Here is a 17,387-nt window from a genome sequence, read left to right as displayed (position 1 = left end):
TGCGCATGGCTCCTCCTCTGCTTGCTGTCCGTGGGCTGTTCATCCGGGGTCGGGGGTATGCAGGTCGACGCCGTGGTCGGCCAGCCACGGCACCGGGTCGAGCGGTGCTCCGTCGACGCGGACCTCGAAGTGCAGGTGGACGCCGGTGCTGTTGCCGGTGGAGCCCTGGAAACCGAGCAGCGTCCCGGCGCTGACCGGCTGGCCGGGCGTGACGGTGTAGGCCGACAGGTGCCCGTAGCGGGTGGTCACGCCGGCGCCGTGGTCGAGTTCGACCAGGTTGCCGTAGCCGGCCACGCTCAGGCTGCCGTCGCGGTCGCAGTAGGCGCTGGTGCAGGCTGCGGTGAGCACGGTGCCGTCGGCGGCGGCGTACACCGGGGTGTCGCGGGGTCCGGCGATGTCGGCCCCGGCGTGCAGGGTGCCCCACCGGGTGCCGTATCCGGAGGTCAACTGCCCGGCGGTGGGCCGGATCCACGACCCGGCCGGCACCGGCAGACCCGGGCAGACGCCGGCCGCCGTGCCGGCCGGGTCGGCCGCCCTGGCCTGGGCGGTCGGCCACAGCAGGGCGGTCAGCTGTCGGGCGAGCGGCTCCCAGGAGGCGTAGGCGCCGCCGACGGCCGAGATCTGCACGGCCTGGGCCGCCTGGGTGAGCGGGCTGGTCTGCCAGCCCGGCACCTCCACTAGCCGGGCGTAGAAGGCGTGCGCGGCATAGACCGGGTCCATCAGCTGGGCGACGGTGCCCCAGCCGGCGATCCACCGCTGCTGGAAGGTGTTGACGCTGTCGTGATCGGAGCCCAGCCCGTCGTGGGCGTACTGGAGGCTCGTGGCGGTGACCGCGGCCTGCTCGGCGGTTAGTTCCGGGCTGCTGCCGTCGTTGGCCAGCATCCGGATCCGGGACTCCTGGTAGGCGGTGGCCAGCGCGACGGTCGCCGCGTACGGCTCGAGTCCCTGCGCCGCGGCGACGGTGACGATGGTCTGTGCCTGGCCCATCTGCACGGCGTCTAGCTCGATGCCGGCGACGGTGGCGCCGGTGCCGCCGGTCGAGCAGCCCGAGGAGGCCGCCGCGGTGCGCGCCTCGGGTGCGGCAAGAACAGCCAGCGGGATCAGCACCAGGGTGAGTGCGGCGAGCACCGGGACGGCGATCGGCACGGCGGCCTTCCACAGCCACGCCTTTGCGTACGACTGCGCCGCGCGTGCCGCCGTCCCGGTCATGCCGGTCGTCCTGTCAACGCCTCGTTGGTGAAGGTCAGCCGCAGCTCGGGCTCGGTGAGGACGGTCTGCACCTTGAACGCCCGGTCGCCGACCAGCCACAGCGCCCGGCCCTTGCCGGCGACCGCCCAGCCGGTGACCACCCGCTGGGCGATCGGGGACAGCCCCAGCAGGCTGCCCAGCTCTTCGCCGACGGCCTGGTCCTGCCCGTGCAGGACCTTGACGTCGCACAGGTGCAGCAGGTCGCGGGCGATGGCCACGGCCTGGGAGGAGGCGTCGCCGGCGGTGAGCATGTCCGAGGGCTTGTGCGCCAGCAGGACCTGCACGTCGGCGTCGCGGCGGGACAGCCGCAGGTTGGCGTCCAGGCTCTTCATCGCCTCGGTCCCGAGGCGCATCTGCCGCCAGGTCTCGTCGCGGATGACGATGCGCAGGTCGCCGGGGTCGGCAATCTCGCGCATCGCCTGGCCCCAGGAGTTCAGGCAGGTCAGCGCGATGCCGACCGCCTGGTCGCCGAGTGGCTCGAGCCGGGACAGCGACAGCGACTGGATTGGGGCGCGCCAGTCGATGGCGACAGTGGTGTGGTCGTCGAACAGCCCGGCCAGGGAGCCCTTCACCAGGGAGCCCAGCGCGTCGCGCAGGGTGCGGGTGGCGTCGAGGAAGTGCCGCCGGTCGGCGTAGCGGCACGAGGCGACGAGTTCGGCGGTCGGCTCGTCCAGGGTCCGCCACAGCTGGGGGATGGTGGGCTCGGTCAGCCGAGTGGCGCCGCGTGCGTAGCCGGTGAGCAGCCGCAGCGCTTCGGAGACCGCGGTCTCCTCCACCGGGCCGAACGGCACCGCCTGCGAGCCGACCAGGCCGCGCAGCAGCACGATCCAGCGGGCGAACATGATGGCCTCGCGGCGGCGGGCCTCGGCGGCATCGAGCCGCTCCCAGCCGGAGCCGAGGGGACCGAAGGCCAGCGGGTTCACCCGCGCCGGCAGGCCGGGACCGATGGCGAACGGCTTCACCCCGAGCGCGCGGCACAGCGGCTCGTACTCGTCCTTGGTGTCCCCGAGGATCAGGATGCGGTAGCCGTAGCCCAGCATCCGCAGCGCGAAGGCCTTGACGGTGGCGGACTTGCCCCGGCCGGGCTTGCCGAAGACGACGACGTTGGGGTTGGTGACCGGAATGTCGTCGTCGGTGACCCAGCCCACCGGGTCGCAGTAGAACGCGCCACCGGAGAGCAGGTCGAGTCCCATCTGTGCGCCGGTGGGCGGCAGGCCGGAGGTGGCGATCAGGGGCCACACCACCGGCGTCTGCTCCGAGGTCATCCGCCACACCGACAGCGGCGCCGGCGTCACTGCGCGGCCCCGGCCGCGGCCACGCGGTCCCCGGCGGGGCACCAGATGGGTGAATGGTCCGCGTTCGCGCTCCGCGGCCGGTGGGGCCGGCGCGGTGGGGAGGCGGTGGCCGAAGTCGTCGAGCAGGACGGCGACGTCGCGGCCGCGGCGCTGCGCGCGGCCCACCCGGATCCGGCGGGTCATCGTCGGCCCCGCCGATTCGGCAGCCCGATCCCCAGCGGAATGGCGGCGGCGGCGAAGCCGGAGTCCTGCGCCAGATCCAGGCGCAGCGGCACGAAGCCGGCGGCGCGGACCGATGCGTCCAGCCGGCGGCCGTGCTCGGTCACCGGCCAGGTCGCCGGGACGGTGGCGCAGGCGGCGACCGAGAGGCGGACCAGCGCGTGGCCGACAGCCAGCTTCTCGTCCGCGGCGCCGATCCGCTCGGTGTCCCGCCGCTGGCGGGCCCGCTGCCGGAATCCCATCCGGGCGCGCAGCTCGTTGCCGGTGGTGGCGCTCATCTCCTCCCGGCCGACCAGCCGGGTGGCCCGGGCCAGCGGCAGCGGGTGGAAGAACACCGTCAGGCAGCGCCGCTCCCCCGCCGTCGTGGGCACGAGCACCGGAGCCAGCGCGCCCAGCACCGCGCCGGAGTCGGGCAGCAGCACGGTGTCGGTGACCGACGCCCACGCGTCGTGCGCGTAGTGCCGCATCTCGGCCCGGGCGGTGCTGGGGCCGGCGGTGGCCATGGGCAGACCGGCGGCCAGCTGCTGACCGGAGGCTGCGGCCAGGTCGGCGGCGACCAGCTGGCCGCGGTCGCCGGGCGCGAACCCGGTGCGGACCGCGGCGGCCAGTCCCGCGGAGTCCAGCCAGGTCACCGCGGTGCAGCCGACCGGGCCGCGCAGCGCGGCCTCGACCTCGGCCATCACCGAGTGCAGCACCCGCGCCCGGCCGTCCACGCCGCCGCCGCTCTCCCGCGCGGCCCGGGCGATCCGTCCTTCGCCGACCACGACGGTGACGAAGGCCTCGGTGCGGACCGCGGCCGGAGTCAGGGTGGCGCTCAGCAGCGCGTTGACCCGGGCGGCGAGCGTGGGCGCGCCGGGGTGGGCGTGCGCGCTCTCCCAGGCGGTGCGTTCGGCGCCGTCGTCGGGCAGGGTGCGCACCTGCAGGGTGAGGATGTCGACCAGTTCGGTGCGGGCGGCCAGCTCGCACAGCTCGGCCAGCCCGGCGCCCATCCGGTCCCGGTCTGCCGGCTCGGCCAGCCCGATGCCGGGATGGGCGACCCGGGCCACCGCCGCCCAGGTCCGCGCCGCCTGATCTTGGACGATCACCGGCCGGGTGAACAGCTGCCCGTAGGGCGGCCCGTCGTGGGTGCGGATGCCGGCCAGCACCCCGGGCAGGTCGGCCTGGGACAGGTCCTCGGCGGTTCCTGCCGCGGCCCGGGAGCCGAACACCGTCCAGCCCATGACTCCTCCGATCGCATGCAGACAGAGGTCGCCCAGCCAGCGGCCGGCCGCCCGGCCGCGGATCGGCACCAGCAGCACCGCGGCCAGCAGCGCCCACACCGGCAGCCAGCCGGCGAACAGCCCCCAGGCCTGGGCGTTCAGCGCCAGCAGCGCCGGCACCCCGGCGAGTGTCACCAGGGCCAGCTGGGCGCCGGTCATGCCGAGGAACCAGCCCGACACGTCCTTGGTGTAGTCGCCGTAGCGGTGCACGGTCATCGGGCATCGCCCTCGTCATCGCCCTCGGCATCGGTAGTGGTGTCGCCCCGCGGTGGCCGCGGAGGAGGTGGATCGCCGTGGACAGCTGCGGCCGCTGGGCCGGCGTCCCGGTCGGCGCCGGGTGACCACAGCGGATCCGGAGGCACCGCGGTCAGCGATCGGCCGTCCTCACCCGGCTGCGGTGGCTCACCGGACTGGGTGGCGGCAGAGGTCCCGCCGGCGTGTCGAGTGCCAGCGGCCGGGGGCCGGCCCCGCGTCGCCTGCCCGTAGTAAGGCGCGGTGTGTCCGATGCCGGCGCCGGAGAGCACATCGGCGGCCGACGCCGCGACCCCGGCGGCCAGCCGGCCGGCCTGCGTGCTGCCCACCGTCAGCGCGTGCAGCGCGCCGGCGAACCGGCTGCTGGTCGCAGCGTCGGCGGTCGACTCCCCCTGCGCGCGGTCACCGGCCAGCTGCGCCGCGGCACCCGAGGCGGCCACCCCGCCAGAGGTCGCACCTGCGGCTGCCGCGCCGGCCGAGCGCCCTCCGCCGCGCTTCTCCAGCGCGCCCAGCACACCGCCGGAGCCGGCCAGGGACTGGCGCAGGGCCGCGCCGCTGGAGGTGCCCGGGTCGACGAAGGCCAGCAACCGGAACAGCGCGAGCGGACAGAGGGCACCGAGCAGGATCAGCAGGCAGCCGACCACCGCCATGCCCACCGCGGCCTCGGTGCTGGTCTCCTCGGCACCGGTCAGCAGACCTTCGGTGATCGTCACGCCGACCCCGAGAACCAGCACGGCGACCGGGGCGACCAGCAGGGCGGCCAGGAACCAGCGCAGGCTGCGCCAGAACCAGGCGCTCGACGTCTGCGCCAACAGTCCGCCGGCCGAGATCGCCGAGGTCGCGACCAGCATGATCAGCGCCGCCTCGCGGATGAGCATCAGCAGCAGATAGCCGACGCTGGCCGGCACCAGCAGGAAGATCGAGGAGACCCCTAGCACGGTGGCGACCGTGCCGTCGACCACGTCGCGGCCCACGTGAATCGACGGGTCGAAGTCAGCCAGGGTGTCGATGTCCAGCAGGCTGCGCAGCAGGCCGGTGGTCAGCCCCGACACGCCGGTGACCAGCAGCGCCGCCACGCCGACGTAGCCCACCCACACCAGCCCGAACTGCAGCAGCCCGATCAGCAGCCGGCCCAGGGTCTGCCCGTCCCGGCGCACCGCGGCGGCGCCCAGCTGCACCATGGCCATCAGCGCGGCCAAGGTGGCGCCGATGCCGAAGGTCACCGGATACACCGCGGCCAGTGGGCCGCCGGTGGACAGGTCCGGCGTGGTCAGCGCGTCCACCACCGAGAAGGCCAGCCCCAGCAGCCACAACCCGGCTCCCCACAGCGCGAGCATGGCGCTGATCCACACGTCGGCGACCACCGCACCGGCGGCCTCGCCGATCACGCAGAACGGATTGATGGGCAGGCACGACAACGCCTCCTCGGTCGACGACGGATCGGCCGGAAAGGCCCACACCACCGGATCTGCCGCCGCCGGAGCGGCCGTCATCAGCCAGGCGAGGACCGCCGGCACGACGACGATCAGCGCCTGTGCGCGGCGCCGTCCGAACCCCGACCCAGGCGAAGGCGAAGGCGAAGGCGAAGGCGAAGGCGGGCGAGACAACCGGGGGCTAGGCATAGCGCAGGTCCCGCCAGCCGGCGGCGGTCGCTGCCTCGGTGCCCGGCCAGACTGACGGCGCCGGCGCCGGTTCATCCCCCGGCCCGATCACCCACCGTCCGCCGGTCCAGGCCATCCGCTGGCAGTCGGCGATCGCGATCCGGGAGGTCTGCGCCACGGTGACGGTGAACTCGAAGTTCACGCACACCACCGCGAACTCCGGCCCCACCGTGCCCTTGACCAGCCCCATGACGGGTCGGACCACGATGCTCAGCTGCGGCGACCCCGCCCCGGACAGGCCGGCGGCCGACAGCAGGCTGGCCAGGCCCTCCACGCCGGACCACGTCTGGCCGGTGGGGCCGCCCGGCGCGGCCCACGCGGCGATGACCCGCCGCACGCCGTCCAGCGAGCCGCTCTGCATCGCGGTCACGTCGATCGCCGCCAGTTGCGCCAGCGCCCCCTCCGGCGTGCGCGGAAACCCGGTTGGCACGTCCGCTGGACCAACGCCGGTAGGGCGCGGCAGCTCGAGCACGCCGGCAGCCTCGGGTGCGAGCGGGCCGGGCAGCGCGGCCTCCGGTGCAGCAGAGGGCATGGGGGCGACGGCGAGCGCGTCCTGCCGGGACATCTCCGTCGCCGGGGCGGCAGCCTGGTGCCCGCCCTCCGTGGCGCCCGCTCGGCCCGACCGGTCGTCGGTCAGCGCGCCGACGACCGCGAAGACCAGCCCCGCCAGCAACGCCAGCGCCACCAGAACGCTGATCACAAGGAGCGCGAGCAACCGAGCCGGGCTCCACTCCGACCCATCACTTCTCGGGTGCCCGAGACGGCGGTTCATCAGGTGCACCCGCTGCCGGTGATCGAGTCCAGGATGGTCAGGATCACCGTGTAGGTGATCGCCACCAGCACCACGACCGCGACGCCCATCGCTCCGTACCGGGACGCGTGCGGATGGGAGAAGATCCGTCCCACGAGGATCGAGCCGAGGGACACCACCGCGCCGATGCCGATCAGCGCCAGCACACCCCACTTCGCCCAGGCGGTCACGTCATCGGCGAAGGACTGCATCCCCGGCGGCGCCTCCGGACAGATCCCGGTGTCCTCCTCGGGAGCAGGTGCAGCCACCGCTGCGGTCTCCGCCAGTGCAGCGACGGCCGGCTCGGCGCCCAACAGGACGAGCCCGGCCAGGACGAGGACAATCGTCACGGCCACCCGAACGGCGACCGGCGTGATCCGGAATCCGCCGGTCATCGGGTGTGCCCCGCCGGATCGCCCGCAGAGCGCGCCGGCCGGCGCCGATGCCGAGGCTGCGGCAGGCCCGTCGGCACCAGGAGCGCGGCCAGCGCCCGGCCGGCGGCCGTCACCGGCTTCGGTAGCCGGTTCCCGGTCAGCCCGGCCGGCTCCAGTCGCCGGTCGACCGGCACCGGGACCACCCGCCCCCGCACCCGAAGCTCACGAAGCTGCGGACCGCAGCTGGCCTCCACCGCCTGCGGCCAGCGCGCCGGGCCCACCGCGGCCACCACCGCGGTCCCGGCGACGGCGCCCAGCAGGTGCTCAGTCTGCCGGACCGCCGGCACCGTCACCCGGGTGACGACAACGACCATCGCCCCGCCGACCAACGGCCCGGGAAAGTCCAGCAGTGCACAGGTCAGCGACCAGCCCGCATCGACTACCACCAGTCGTTCGGCGTCGTCGGTCGCCGGCAGCGGCGGCAGCCCTCCGTCGGCGGAGCAGCGAGCCAGGCGGAAGACATCCAGTCCACCGCGGCGACCGCGCCGCCATCCGGCCCCGTCCCTGCCCAGCTCGATGGACGAAGCCGCCACCAGCCCGGACCGGACCGGCTCGGCGTAATCGACCAGCTGCACCCGCCGGCGTTCCGCCAGCGCCTCCGCGACCGCCAAGGCGACCGTCGAAGCACCGGCCCCAGCGTGTCCAGCCACGGTGAGGACCACGGGGCCGCCGACATCGTCTCCCGCCCACGGCATCGGACCGGCATCCGGCCGGCCGGACCCGCCGACGGCCGCAGTGCTCGACGCGCGACGTCCGCAGACGACGTCGACGTCGCTGGCGTCGTCGAAGATGCCCGCACGGATCGCGATCACGGCTGCGCGCATCGCCTCAACCGTCATCGGCCGATCCCCACCGGGCCGTAAGAGGCTGGAGGTCGGCAGGATCCCCGAGGGCGGCACGTCACGCCGAATCCGCTCCCGCCTCGGGCCTCCACTCGGGCCTGTGGTCTGCATGCGTCGACCGTGTCGCCCCGACCTCCAGTAGTCCTCCAGTCGGCTTCTCGACCGAGGCCTCCGCCCTGCGATCAGGCCCAGTCGGCGCCGGAACGGTGACCGACGACCACACACCGGCGGACTACTGGAGGATTACCGGAGGATCCAGCCCGGAAGTGCCCCCGATGCGCGCACTGCTCGGTTCCCCCAGCCGCCTGAATGGTCCGGACCAGCCAACACGCCGCTGCGATGCCGCCACCACAGGCGCGGTCAGTGCGGGTGAAAGTCTGCTCCCGCATCCACCCCGAGTCTGCCGGGCTGTAGCCCGGCCGTTCCGTGCGTCCGGCGCCACCGGGTGCTGCTGTGCTTGGCTGCCCGGCATGGCACGGCTGGCGGAGCAGGGGTGTCCGGCTGCGCGAGGTCTTTGCCAACGCGCTCTACCGACGGTTGTGGGCCGCGCGCACCGCATCGCAGTGCGGTGACGTCTTCATCAGCGGCGCACTCGCTCTCCTCGTGTTCGACCTCACCGGCAGCGGCCCGGGCGTCGGGGAGCGTCATCGCCGCCGAGAACCTGCCGCCACGTGCTCGCCCCGTTGCCGGCACGTTGGTCGATTCGGTGGCCGGGTCCGCGTGATGGTCGGGCTGATCTGCTGCGGGGCCCTCGCCACTGCGCTGCTCGTCCTCAGCAGCAACGTCGCGCCGGTTTACGTCATCGCGTTCCTGCTCTGGGCCGGCACGGTCGTGTTCAACCCGGCCACCGACAGCGCCCTGCCCGCCCTTGTCAGCGAACGGCAGCTCGTCGCCGCCTACAGCGGCATCTGGACCGCAGCCGTCCTCAGCCAGGCCACGCTCGCGCCAGCCGCCGGCGCGATCTACGCCCTGCTCGGCCCCGCACCGGCGTTCGCGCTCAACACCGTCAGCGGGCGCCGAGCGCAAGCACCATCGGCGGCAGCCAGTCGGTCGGCGTGAACCGGGCGCCGCCGAGCACTCGGGCGTCGGGCAGCCACCGCTGCCCGTCGAACATCCCGGCCAGCGGGCTGCACGCCGGCTACCTGCCAGTCCATCAACTACGGCGATCAGACGCACACGTGCCGGCCCAGCGCGACTCGCAGCGCCGTCGCCGACTCCCAGTGCGGCCCGTCGAGCACGACGAAGATCCGGGCCGACCGGCCGCCGTACAGCAGGCGGTACTCCAAGCACCGCCGCGCCGCCGGCTGCGGTACGGCCGCCTCGTCGGCATCCGCTGCCTCATCCGTCGGCGTCGTCGTCGTGGCCTCTGCCGCGGGGACGGCGCACCGAAGGCGGTGAGATGCCCGACCGTGACGCCGCCGAACAGGATGTCGACCGCCGCCTCGGCAACCGCGTGCGCCTCGTCGTCGTCGGCGAACCACGAACCCCGCCGGGTTGACCAGCCCGACCTGCACCAGGAACGGCACCGGCATCTACCTCCACGACAACCGGCACGTCTGCCGCCCGCCGCCTGCACGGCCGACCCGACCATCTTCCACCGGACGGGCCGTCCGCGACCTACGATCCGTGGACGCAGGCGACTCCGGCGCGCCGATGGACTGCGCAGGCGCGAAGCCTGCAGATATTCACCGGGGGTGTCGCTGCGGTCTCGTCGGCTGTGGCTCCAAGCGGCGGGTCAGTCGGTCAGGCCCAGTTCGGCGTCGCTGAGCTGCTCGACCGGCGGCTGCCCCTGGGAGAGGCGATCGGCGTTGTAGGAGCCGACCGCCAGGTCGTAGGCGCGCAGTCCCCGACGTTCCCCGAAGGCCAGCACCCGAGCCTTGCGGGGCATCGCCTCACTCGGCGAAAGCCAGTAGACCAACCGGTAACGCGGTTTGTCCGGGCCGGGAGCGTCGACGTACACCTTCCGGCAGCCCCGTAGGTCGCCGGTGACGTCATTCGTGCCCAGCGGGACGCCGAACTCGAGGTTCTCCTCGATCATCATCAGCGCCTGCACCACGGCCTTGAGCACCGCTGGGTCGGTGACCGCTTTGATCTGCTCACGGACATGCGCGGGCAGCACGACCCGGGCGAACGCCGTCACGAAGTGGCGATGGTCGCCTCGACCCGGCCGGCGCGCACATCGGCGCGCAGCTCGGCCGGGTCGAAACCGAGCTCGGCGGCGAACTCGTCCAGCGGCATGTCCTCATCCTCGGGGACAGCCAGCCCCTCCCGCGCCGCGCGGGCCGCGTCCCGGTCGTCAGCCGCGTCGGCGACCAGCTGCGCGAGGGCGGCGACGTCCAGCTCGTCCTGCCCGGGCCGCAGCAGCGCCGCGAGCGCCTCCTCGGGCGTGATGCCCAGCCGCGCAGCGGCGTGCAGCAGCGGACGCGCGGCGTGCAGCTCCTTGAGTACCTCGCCCAGGTGGGCGGCCTGCTCGGTCAGCCCCTCCAGGACCTCCGGCGCCGTCACGTAGCCCGCGGTCCGCCCGTAGCGGGTGACCCGTACTAGGCCGACCTCCTGCGCCCGGGCGACGGTGTTGCTGCGCAGCTTGGAGCTGTCCAGGGTCTCCGCCGTGGCGAAGCCCAGGGCGAACCCACCGGGGACCGTCATGCCCACCACCCACCTTCAGCCCGAGTTGGGCAACATCTTACCCAACATCGGCAACTGTGCGCCAGTACCTGAGTCGGCGCATTCATCCACCTGATCCCGCAGGCTAGGGTGTGCCGGGCGAGTGTGACAGCCCCGGGAGCAACCGCGAGGCTTCCAACACGGCAGCCTTGCCGTCGGCCGAGCCGGGCACTCCGCCTGTCTGTGCCTCCGGGCGGCGTCCTCGACGGCTGCGTCGCTCAGCTGGCACGGCCCAGGTACTGCCGACGGACTCGGTTGATGGCCTCGGCGGTGCTCAGGGGAAGGTCCATCTCGTCGTCACCGTCGTGGACTTCGACGATGCGAGCGATGTAGGTCTCGGCTTCGGCGCGGTTGCCCTCGCGGTAGGCGACCTCCATGGCATCAAGCAGAGCCTTCTCATCGTCGGGTGCGACCAGCAGCGCGGTGGCGGCGGCGGTGCGGGCGGCGTCGAGGTCGTCGGCGGTGAGGGCGGCGGTGACGACCTGGTGGGCGACGTCGCAGACGGCCGCGGTGAGCGTGAGGTCGAGACCGTCGAGCCATTCGTAGCCGGCGGGCCGCTGGGCGAAGGGTGGCCCGGACACCAGCTGTAGGGCGGCCCGCAGGTCGGGCAGGCCGTCCTCGCCGCGCACTCCGGCGCGGGCGCGCAGTTGGCGGAAGAGGTCGGCGTCGACGAGCACGCCGGTCAGCCGGTAGCGGCCGTGGTGGCCGGAGCTGAGGTGTTTCTGCCCGGTGGTGGGGTCGGTGCCCAGCCACGCGCGGGCGCCGGCGGTGACCCGGTGTACGTAGGCGCGGGTGCTGACCGGGTCGGTCCTGCCGCCGCGGGCTGGTTGCAGCGCGGTGGCGGCCTCGTCGGGGGTGGCGCCGTGCGGGCGGGTGGCGAGGTAGGCGACCGTCTCTTCGTAGCGGCGGCGCAGTCCGGACCGAGCGACCGCCTGCTCGTCTCCGTGTGCGCGCAGGGTAACCGGCCCGAGCAGGGTCAGGCGTGGCCGGGTGCAGTCGGGGTTCCACCAGTCGGCGAGGTCGCGGTCGAGGTCCTCGAGGTCGTCCTCGATCCGTTCGCGGAGGTCGGCCGGCGCCGAATCCGCGGCCGCCTGGGTGTCCTGGCTGAGCGCCGACGAGGTTCCGGGATGGGTCCCGGTCGGCCCGGGCGGCAGCGAGTCGAGTGCCGCGGGAGTGGAGGACGGTCGTCGGGCCAGGCGGGGAGAGGCGACGTGGGCGGGAGGTGCGGTGGTGCCCGCAGAAGGCACGTGGTGACGCAGGGCGCCGGCGGCGTCGGTGTGGGTCTGCCAGGGGCGGTCGCCGTCGGCGGCGGGGATCGGCTGGTCGTCGGTGTCGCGTTCGAAGGCCACCAGGGTGGCGATGTCGCGGGCCTGCTGGGCGGTCAACTGTGGGGCCGGCAGTTGCAGCCCGAGCGCCGGGAGGAGCAGCGCCCCGTCGTCGGCCAGCGTCACCTGCCACTGGCCGCTGGTCTGCGCAGGATCGGCAGCGAGCACCACGGCGACCGGCCCGCGCCCGTCCCGGCTCTGCAGGAGAGCGGCGAGTTCGGCCAGCTCGCCGCTGTCGGTTGCCGGGTCGGGGGCGAGGACGATCTGCGGCATCCAGCCGTCGCCCATCCCCGCCCGGAGCCGCCCATCCAGTACGTCTCCGGTGTCGCCGGCGATGGTGTCGCGCAGGGCGGCGAGGACCTCTGGGTCGGCGGCGCTGTCGACCGGGTGGATGCGGTGCGGGGCCAGGTCGACCAGTTCCTCGCCGAAGCCGACGGTGGTCACGGTCAGCAGATCCGACCAGCTGTTGACGGCCAGTTCGGCGGCCAGGTGGCGGGCGAAGTTCTCCCGGCGGTCGGCCGGTCCCTGCAGGTGCAGTGCGCCGATGCGTTCCAGGTCCAGTAGCCAGCGGCGGCCGCCGTGGGTGCCGATGGTGACCAGGGTGGGATACGGCGCCAGACGGGCACGGGCCGTGTCGGCGTCGGTGTCCATGCCCGGGTCGTGGTCAAGCGGGGCAGACCACCACAGGCCGGTGTCATCGGCGGTCCACGGGGCAGGCGGCGGCCGGTCCGCCGGAGTGTGCAGCCGAAGACGCAGCCGGGTGCCATCGAGGCGGGCGGCGAGGACGTCGGGCAGCCGACCGCCGGGGTCGGCGGAGATCCGCACCGCGAGGTCGCGCAGCGCGAGGTCGAGCGTGGCGTAGTCGACCCGGCCGGCGTCCGCGGCCGCGGTCACGGTCTGCTGGGTGGTGGACAGCGTCGCCGGCAGAGGCGTCAGCCGTCGGCCGGGACGGCGGTCGCGCAGACGGTGCCGGCGGTGGGCCAGCCACGCCGCGCCCAGGCCGGCGGCGAGCAGCGCGCCGCTGCCGGTGAGGACGGCTGCCAGCTCCGACGATGACTGGTTCCCGTCGGCGTCACGGCCCCCATCGGCCGGGCGCTCCGGTTCGCCGGAGGGGCTCTCCGGCGGCGAGGCAGCCGATGGTGGCGCCGATTCGGCGGGGGTGGCGGGCTCGTTCTCGTCCGGCGGAGGTGGCGCCGGTGTCTCCTCTGGGGCGGGCGGCCGCGGATCGGTGGGCGGGGTCGGCGGGGGGACCACCGGGTCGGCGGGCGGAAGGTCGAGGAGCTGCCCGGGGCGGATGAGGTCGGGGTCGGTGAACCGGCCGCCGCCGGGCTGCGGTTCGCCGGCGTTGAGGTCGAAGATCGGCTGCCAGTGGGCCAGTCCGTGCTGTTCGGCGATCTGGGCGAGGGTGTCGCCCAGTTGCACCGTCACCTCAGCGGCGGTTGATCCAGCCCCCGGGAGGGTGGCGTCGGGTGGGAGGACGAGCACCCAGCCGGGGCGGATCAGCCCTGGGTCGGTGAGGGCGGCGCCGTCGGGCTGCGGCCGGCCGCGGTTGAGCTCGAGGATCTCCTCGAAGCGTGTCCAGTCGCCGAGGTGGCGGGCGGCGATGCGGCCAAGGGTGTCGCGTGGCTGCACCGTGTAGGTGGGCCCGGACTCCGTCGGCGGGGCCGGTGGAATGTCCGGTGCCGGATCGGGCGTGGGTGGCTCCTCGGCGGGCTGTTCGGCGACCACGGGCGGGGCGGCGAGCCCCGGGGCAGCCAGCAGCGGTGCGGTGCCGACTCCAATGACCGCCGCGACCAGCAATCCGGCCAGCTGCTGCGGACCGGCGAGGCCGGGCAGCCGCAGCGGCGGCAGGCCGCGCAGCTGGGCGGCCAGCTCCACGGCTACCGACAGAGCGAAAACCGCCCAGGCGGCCCACCCGACCAGCACGAGCAGGCCGAGGAAGACCGCGCCGCTGTCCGGGCCGCTCAGCGCGCCAGTGACCTGTGGCCAGGAGGGCAGCTCGTCGGGCAGGTAGGCGCCGCCGAGCCGCCACAGCCCGACCGGAACGCCGACGAGTCCGGTGACGAGGACCAGGACCGCCGGCAGCCGACGCAGCGGATGGAGGGTCCGCGGCGCGGCGGTCATGGGCCCGCTGCCCCGTTCGGGCCGGTGCCGGGAACCAGGTCGGCGGTGCCGGAGCCCTCCACGGTCAGCGATGAGATGCCGATCAGGCCAAGGAAGGTGGTGGGCTCGGTGATCGTGGTGGTCACCTGCAGGCTGTCGCCGTCCACCACCCACACCTGCCCCTGCACGCCGTTGCGGTCCAGGTACTCCTGGGCCGCGGTGACCGCGGCGGCCGGATCCACCCGCACCTGGCCGGCCAGGGCGGCCGCGATGTCGAGCGCTTGGCCGCCGGCCCGGGCGGCTTCGTCGGCGATGGCGTTGGCGCGCTGGGTGGCGGCCACCTTGGCGCCGCCGTCGACGGCCAGGCCGATGATCAGCAGCAGCCCGGGGACGAGGACGGTGAGAAAGACGCCGATCGCGCCCCGTTCGGCGTCTAGCCTCTGCCGGTGCTGTCGCGCGGTCATCGTTCGCGGTAGGCGTCGACGGGGCTGGTGAAGGCTGCTTCCACGGTGACCGATCCGGGCAGGCCGGGGGCCAGCAGGTCGGTCATGCCGACCACGCAGGTGACCGTGACCGTGACGTCGCCGGGCCGGCCGGGCGACGCCTGAAAGCCGGCGGTGTCGATGTCGACCGTGGTGCGCTGGCAGCGCACGTCCTGGGCGGCCAGGGTCCGCTGCGCTTGGGCTGTGGCCAACGTCGTGGCGGTGGCAGGGTCCCGGGTGAGGGAGGCCTCCCGCGCCGCGGCCCGAGCGGCCTCGGCGACCGCGCCCTCGGCGATCTGGGTACGCCCGGCGACGACGGCGAAAGACAGCAGCAACAGCAGCGCCGGGGCCAGCAGCGCCAACTCGACCGACACCGACCCCCGCTCCCTCACGTGGGCTTTCATGGGGTGGGCCGTTCCACCGGGCCGACGGCGCGCTGGGTCACCGACCAGCCCGACAGGCCGGGAAAGAGGCTGATCGAGGTGCCGGTCACGGTCACCTCGACGCTGGCCGGCGAGCCGGCCACAGTCACGGTCCGGTCGGTGAGCAGATCCTGCGCGGTCTGGTCGAGAAAGCCTTCGGCGGCCGACTCGGCCCGCGCGGTCGAGGAGGGCTGCACCCGGCCTTCGCGGGCGCCTTCTTGCGCGGCGCCCAGAGCGATGGAGCGTGCGTAGAACCACAGGGCCGCCTGGATCAGGGTCATCACCAGCAGCAGGACCACCGGGAAGGTGACCGCCAGCTCCACCGAGGCCGCGCCACGCTGTCCGGACAGCCGCCGGTTTTGCTCACTGCTGGCGTGGCTGGTCCGGGCATGGCCGGGCCGGAGTCGGGCAGCGGTGCTGCCGCACGGGCGGGCGGGCCTGAGCACGAGATCGTTACTGGATCTGGGCCGAGCGGGAACTGACGGCGTTGGCGATCACCGCCACCAGCGCGACGGCGATGCCGATCAGCGCCACGGTGATGATTACCTGCTCGACCGACAGCGAACCTCGCTCTGGCTCGTCGCGGAGATCGCGCAGCCGGTCGCGCAGCGCCGCTCCCAGGGCGGTAAGGGTGGCGAACAGGGGTGTCATGAGGTTTTCCTTCCCATTCGGGGCTTCGGGGTCAGCTGGCCATGAGGCGGGCCAGAGCGGGATAGAGGAACAGCAGCAGAAAGGCGATCGACAGCAGCGCGACCGGGGCGGTGAGCTTCTCGCTGGCGGTGTTGGCCGCCGCCTCTTCCTCGGCCAGCAGCTGCACCCGTAGGGACTGCGCGCGGGCTCGCAGCGTCGGCGCGATCGACGCGCCCTCGACGGCGGCGACCGCGGCAATATCGGCGACGTCGGCCAGCTCACCGACACCGGTGTCGGCGGCCAGCCGGCGCAGCCCGTCCCACGGCGGGTCGCCGGCCAGCCGGGCGGCGACCAGCGCATCGCTGATGCGACCGAACACCCACCCGTTGCCCAGTGCGGCGGCCCGCTCCAGGGCGATGGTGGGGCCCTCACTGGCGTCCCGGCGCAGGCTCACCAGATCCAGGTAGGAACACAGCGCCCGACGTATCTGTCGGCGCGCCTCGGCGGCCTGATCGCGCACGATCAGGTCCACCACGAGAAAGAGAACGCCGGCCAGCGCCAGGGAGCCGGCCACCGGCACCACCACCGGCAGCCGGACACCGATAGTCCCCAGCACGGCGGTGAGCAGCGGAACGAACACCGCGCCGAATAGGGCCAGGCCGACCTTGCGGGCGGCGTAGCCCTCCGGCGTCCAGCCGATCAACGACAGCGCCTGTGACGGTGCAACCCGCCCTGCGGCGGGCAATCGGGTCGCCAACCAGGTTCCGACCGCGCCGGCCGCCCGCGCCCACCGGTCACCCGCCGCCGGCATCGGCCCGACCCGTGCCGAAGCCGCTTGCGAGTCCAGATGGGCCAGCGCGTCGGCAAGGCGGGGTTGCTCCACCACCAGGACGGCGCGCAGCAGCAGGAACACTCCGAGTCCGACGACCGCGCCGGAGCCGATCAGCAAGCCCTGGGTGCCGCTCACCGGACCGGCACCCCCTCCGGCTCCAGCTCAGCCCGCCGGACACCCTCGCGGTCGACCAGGAACCGGGCTGACGGCGCCGGCAGGGTGAGCCGGCGCATCCACAGCAGGCAGGCGATCATCAGCGCGGCGATAGCGGCCAGCACCAGCTGCCCGAGCCCCGTTCCGTAGGGCACCAGGTAGTCGCCGTTGAGGGCGGCCAGCCCGGCCGCGGCGACGGTGATCAGCAGCAGCCAGCGGGCATTCGCCTGCGGTTTGGCGCGGTCGGCCTCGACCTTGCGGCGCATGGTGACCTCCTCGGTGAGGCTTCCCGCCAGCTCGGTAAGCACCCGCGCCAGCCCGGGACCGCGCAGCTCCGCACCCAGCAACAGGGCGGCGACCACCAGATCGCCGGCGGCATCGTCGAGGTCGTCGGCCAAGGCCAGCAGCGCCCGCGACGTCGGCCAGCGCGCCTGCAGCCGGGCCGCGAACATCGCCACCTCGACCGAGATGGGCTCGGGCGCGGTGCGGGCCGAGCGGATCAGCGTCTGCTCCAGCCCGCCGCCGGCGGCCAGCACGTCCGAGGTGCGCCGCACCCACTCCTGCAGCGCCTCCAGCCGTTCCACCGCGCCGTTGACGGCGGCGAACTGCGCCAGCAACCACGGCACACCAACCACCGCCACCGCGACCAGCACACCGCCGACCAGCCAGCCCGAGGCCAGCCACACCGCGGCCCCCGCCACGGCGGCGGCCACCCACAACACCCGCTGGCGCCGCGCGGCCGGGCTGTCTGCCGGTGCCGTCGGGCCTGGCCGGCG

The 17,387-nt window shown here is 74.1% G+C and carries 17 protein-coding genes; 1 reads left to right on the top strand and 16 read right to left on the bottom strand.

The window, feature by feature from the left end; all coding sequences use genetic code 11:
- Positions 1–39: 39 nt before the first annotated feature.
- From E4P40_RS10405 to E4P40_RS10375, 7 genes are all read right to left on the bottom strand, one after another.
- Positions 40–1,209: a M23 family metallopeptidase gene (locus E4P40_RS10405; protein WP_135158566.1), complete on the bottom strand. Its 1,170-nt coding sequence runs from the start codon at positions 1,207–1,209 to the stop codon at positions 40–42.
- Entirely contained in the window at positions 1,206–2,726 is a 1,521-nt protein-coding gene (locus E4P40_RS28540; protein WP_209305260.1) for an ATP-binding protein, read from the bottom strand. The genes E4P40_RS10405 and E4P40_RS28540 overlap by 4 nt, the downstream gene beginning before the upstream one ends.
- Complete coding sequence (locus E4P40_RS10395; RefSeq protein WP_135158565.1) at positions 2,723–4,237, bottom strand: SCO6880 family protein; 1,515 nt, start codon at positions 4,235–4,237, stop codon at positions 2,723–2,725. Before E4P40_RS10395 ends, E4P40_RS28540 begins: the two co-directional genes overlap by 4 nt.
- Positions 4,234–5,790, bottom strand: a complete 1,557-nt coding sequence (locus E4P40_RS10390; protein WP_245160250.1) for a hypothetical protein — start codon at positions 5,788–5,790, stop codon at positions 4,234–4,236. The genes E4P40_RS10395 and E4P40_RS10390 overlap by 4 nt, the downstream gene beginning before the upstream one ends.
- A gap of 97 nt (positions 5,791–5,887) precedes the next feature.
- Entirely contained in the window at positions 5,888–6,649 is a 762-nt protein-coding gene (locus E4P40_RS10385; protein WP_245160249.1) for a hypothetical protein, read from the bottom strand.
- Positions 6,650–6,705: 56 nt separating this feature from the next.
- Entirely contained in the window at positions 6,706–7,074 is a 369-nt protein-coding gene (locus E4P40_RS10380; RefSeq protein WP_245160248.1) for a hypothetical protein, read from the bottom strand.
- A gap of 41 nt (positions 7,075–7,115) precedes the next feature.
- Positions 7,116–7,982, bottom strand: a complete 867-nt coding sequence (locus E4P40_RS10375) for a hypothetical protein (RefSeq protein WP_245160247.1) — start codon at positions 7,980–7,982, stop codon at positions 7,116–7,118.
- Between the two features lie 621 nt (positions 7,983–8,603).
- Between E4P40_RS10375 and E4P40_RS10370 the strand changes: the two genes are divergently transcribed.
- Positions 8,604–9,059, top strand: coding sequence for an MFS transporter (locus E4P40_RS10370; RefSeq protein WP_167762182.1), 456 nt, complete (start codon positions 8,604–8,606; stop codon positions 9,057–9,059).
- A gap of 676 nt (positions 9,060–9,735) precedes the next feature.
- On the opposite strand, the gene E4P40_RS10365 is transcribed toward E4P40_RS10370, so the two are convergent.
- The 9 genes from E4P40_RS10365 to E4P40_RS10325 form a co-directional block, all read right to left on the bottom strand.
- Positions 9,736–10,140: a hypothetical protein gene (locus E4P40_RS10365; RefSeq protein ID WP_135158560.1), complete on the bottom strand. Its 405-nt coding sequence runs from the start codon at positions 10,138–10,140 to the stop codon at positions 9,736–9,738.
- A complete protein-coding gene (locus E4P40_RS10360; RefSeq protein ID WP_135158559.1) occupies positions 10,137–10,646 on the bottom strand; it encodes a hypothetical protein in 510 nt (169 codons plus the stop codon). Before E4P40_RS10360 ends, E4P40_RS10365 begins: the two co-directional genes overlap by 4 nt.
- 236 nt (positions 10,647–10,882) lie before the next feature.
- A complete protein-coding gene (locus E4P40_RS10355) occupies positions 10,883–14,113 on the bottom strand; it encodes a LysM peptidoglycan-binding domain-containing protein (protein WP_135158558.1) in 3,231 nt (1,076 codons plus the stop codon).
- Positions 14,110–14,556, bottom strand: a complete 447-nt coding sequence (locus E4P40_RS10350) for a pilus assembly protein TadG-related protein (protein WP_135158557.1) — start codon at positions 14,554–14,556, stop codon at positions 14,110–14,112. The genes E4P40_RS10355 and E4P40_RS10350 overlap by 4 nt, the downstream gene beginning before the upstream one ends.
- A complete protein-coding gene (locus E4P40_RS10345; RefSeq protein WP_245160246.1) occupies positions 14,553–14,948 on the bottom strand; it encodes a TadE/TadG family type IV pilus assembly protein in 396 nt (131 codons plus the stop codon). The genes E4P40_RS10350 and E4P40_RS10345 overlap by 4 nt, the downstream gene beginning before the upstream one ends.
- 26 nt (positions 14,949–14,974) lie before the next feature.
- Complete coding sequence (locus E4P40_RS10340; protein ID WP_135158555.1) at positions 14,975–15,319, bottom strand: TadE family protein; 345 nt, start codon at positions 15,317–15,319, stop codon at positions 14,975–14,977.
- Between the two features lie 130 nt (positions 15,320–15,449).
- The gene (locus tag E4P40_RS10335; protein WP_135158554.1) at positions 15,450–15,647 is read right to left on the bottom strand and encodes a hypothetical protein; all 198 of its coding nucleotides are present in this window, start codon (positions 15,645–15,647) and stop codon (positions 15,450–15,452) included.
- A 31-nt stretch (positions 15,648–15,678) separates the two neighbouring features.
- The gene (locus tag E4P40_RS10330) at positions 15,679–16,593 is read right to left on the bottom strand and encodes a type II secretion system F family protein (RefSeq protein ID WP_135158553.1); all 915 of its coding nucleotides are present in this window, start codon (positions 16,591–16,593) and stop codon (positions 15,679–15,681) included.
- The coding region (locus E4P40_RS10325; RefSeq protein ID WP_135158552.1) for a type II secretion system F family protein at positions 16,590–17,387 on the bottom strand (798 nt) is incomplete at its 5' end. The genes E4P40_RS10330 and E4P40_RS10325, both read right to left, overlap by 4 nt.

Source organism: Blastococcus sp. CT_GayMR20, assembly GCF_004570345.1.
This window is presented reverse-complemented; position numbering and strand designations above follow the sequence as displayed.

What these genes read in the sequence shown, in the direction of transcription:
- E4P40_RS28540 (WP_209305260.1), bottom strand. Translation starts at nt 2,726, where the DNA reads ATGACCCGCCGGATCCGGGTGGGCCGCGCGCAGCGCCGCGGCCGCGAC.
- E4P40_RS10405 (WP_135158566.1), bottom strand. Translation starts at nt 1,209, where the DNA reads ATGACCGGGACGGCGGCACGCGCGGCGCAGTCGTACGCAAAGGCGTGG.
- E4P40_RS10375 (WP_245160247.1), bottom strand. Translation starts at nt 7,982, where the DNA reads ATGCGCGCAGCCGTGATCGCGATCCGTGCGGGCATCTTCGACGACGCC.
- E4P40_RS10395 (WP_135158565.1), bottom strand. Translation starts at nt 4,237, where the DNA reads ATGACCGTGCACCGCTACGGCGACTACACCAAGGACGTGTCGGGCTGG.
- E4P40_RS10360 (WP_135158559.1), bottom strand. Translation starts at nt 10,646, where the DNA reads ATGACGGTCCCCGGTGGGTTCGCCCTGGGCTTCGCCACGGCGGAGACC.
- E4P40_RS10335 (WP_135158554.1), bottom strand. Translation starts at nt 15,647, where the DNA reads ATGACACCCCTGTTCGCCACCCTTACCGCCCTGGGAGCGGCGCTGCGC.
- E4P40_RS10350 (WP_135158557.1), bottom strand. Translation starts at nt 14,556, where the DNA reads ATGACCGCGCGACAGCACCGGCAGAGGCTAGACGCCGAACGGGGCGCG.
- E4P40_RS10355 (WP_135158558.1), bottom strand. Translation starts at nt 14,113, where the DNA reads ATGACCGCCGCGCCGCGGACCCTCCATCCGCTGCGTCGGCTGCCGGCG.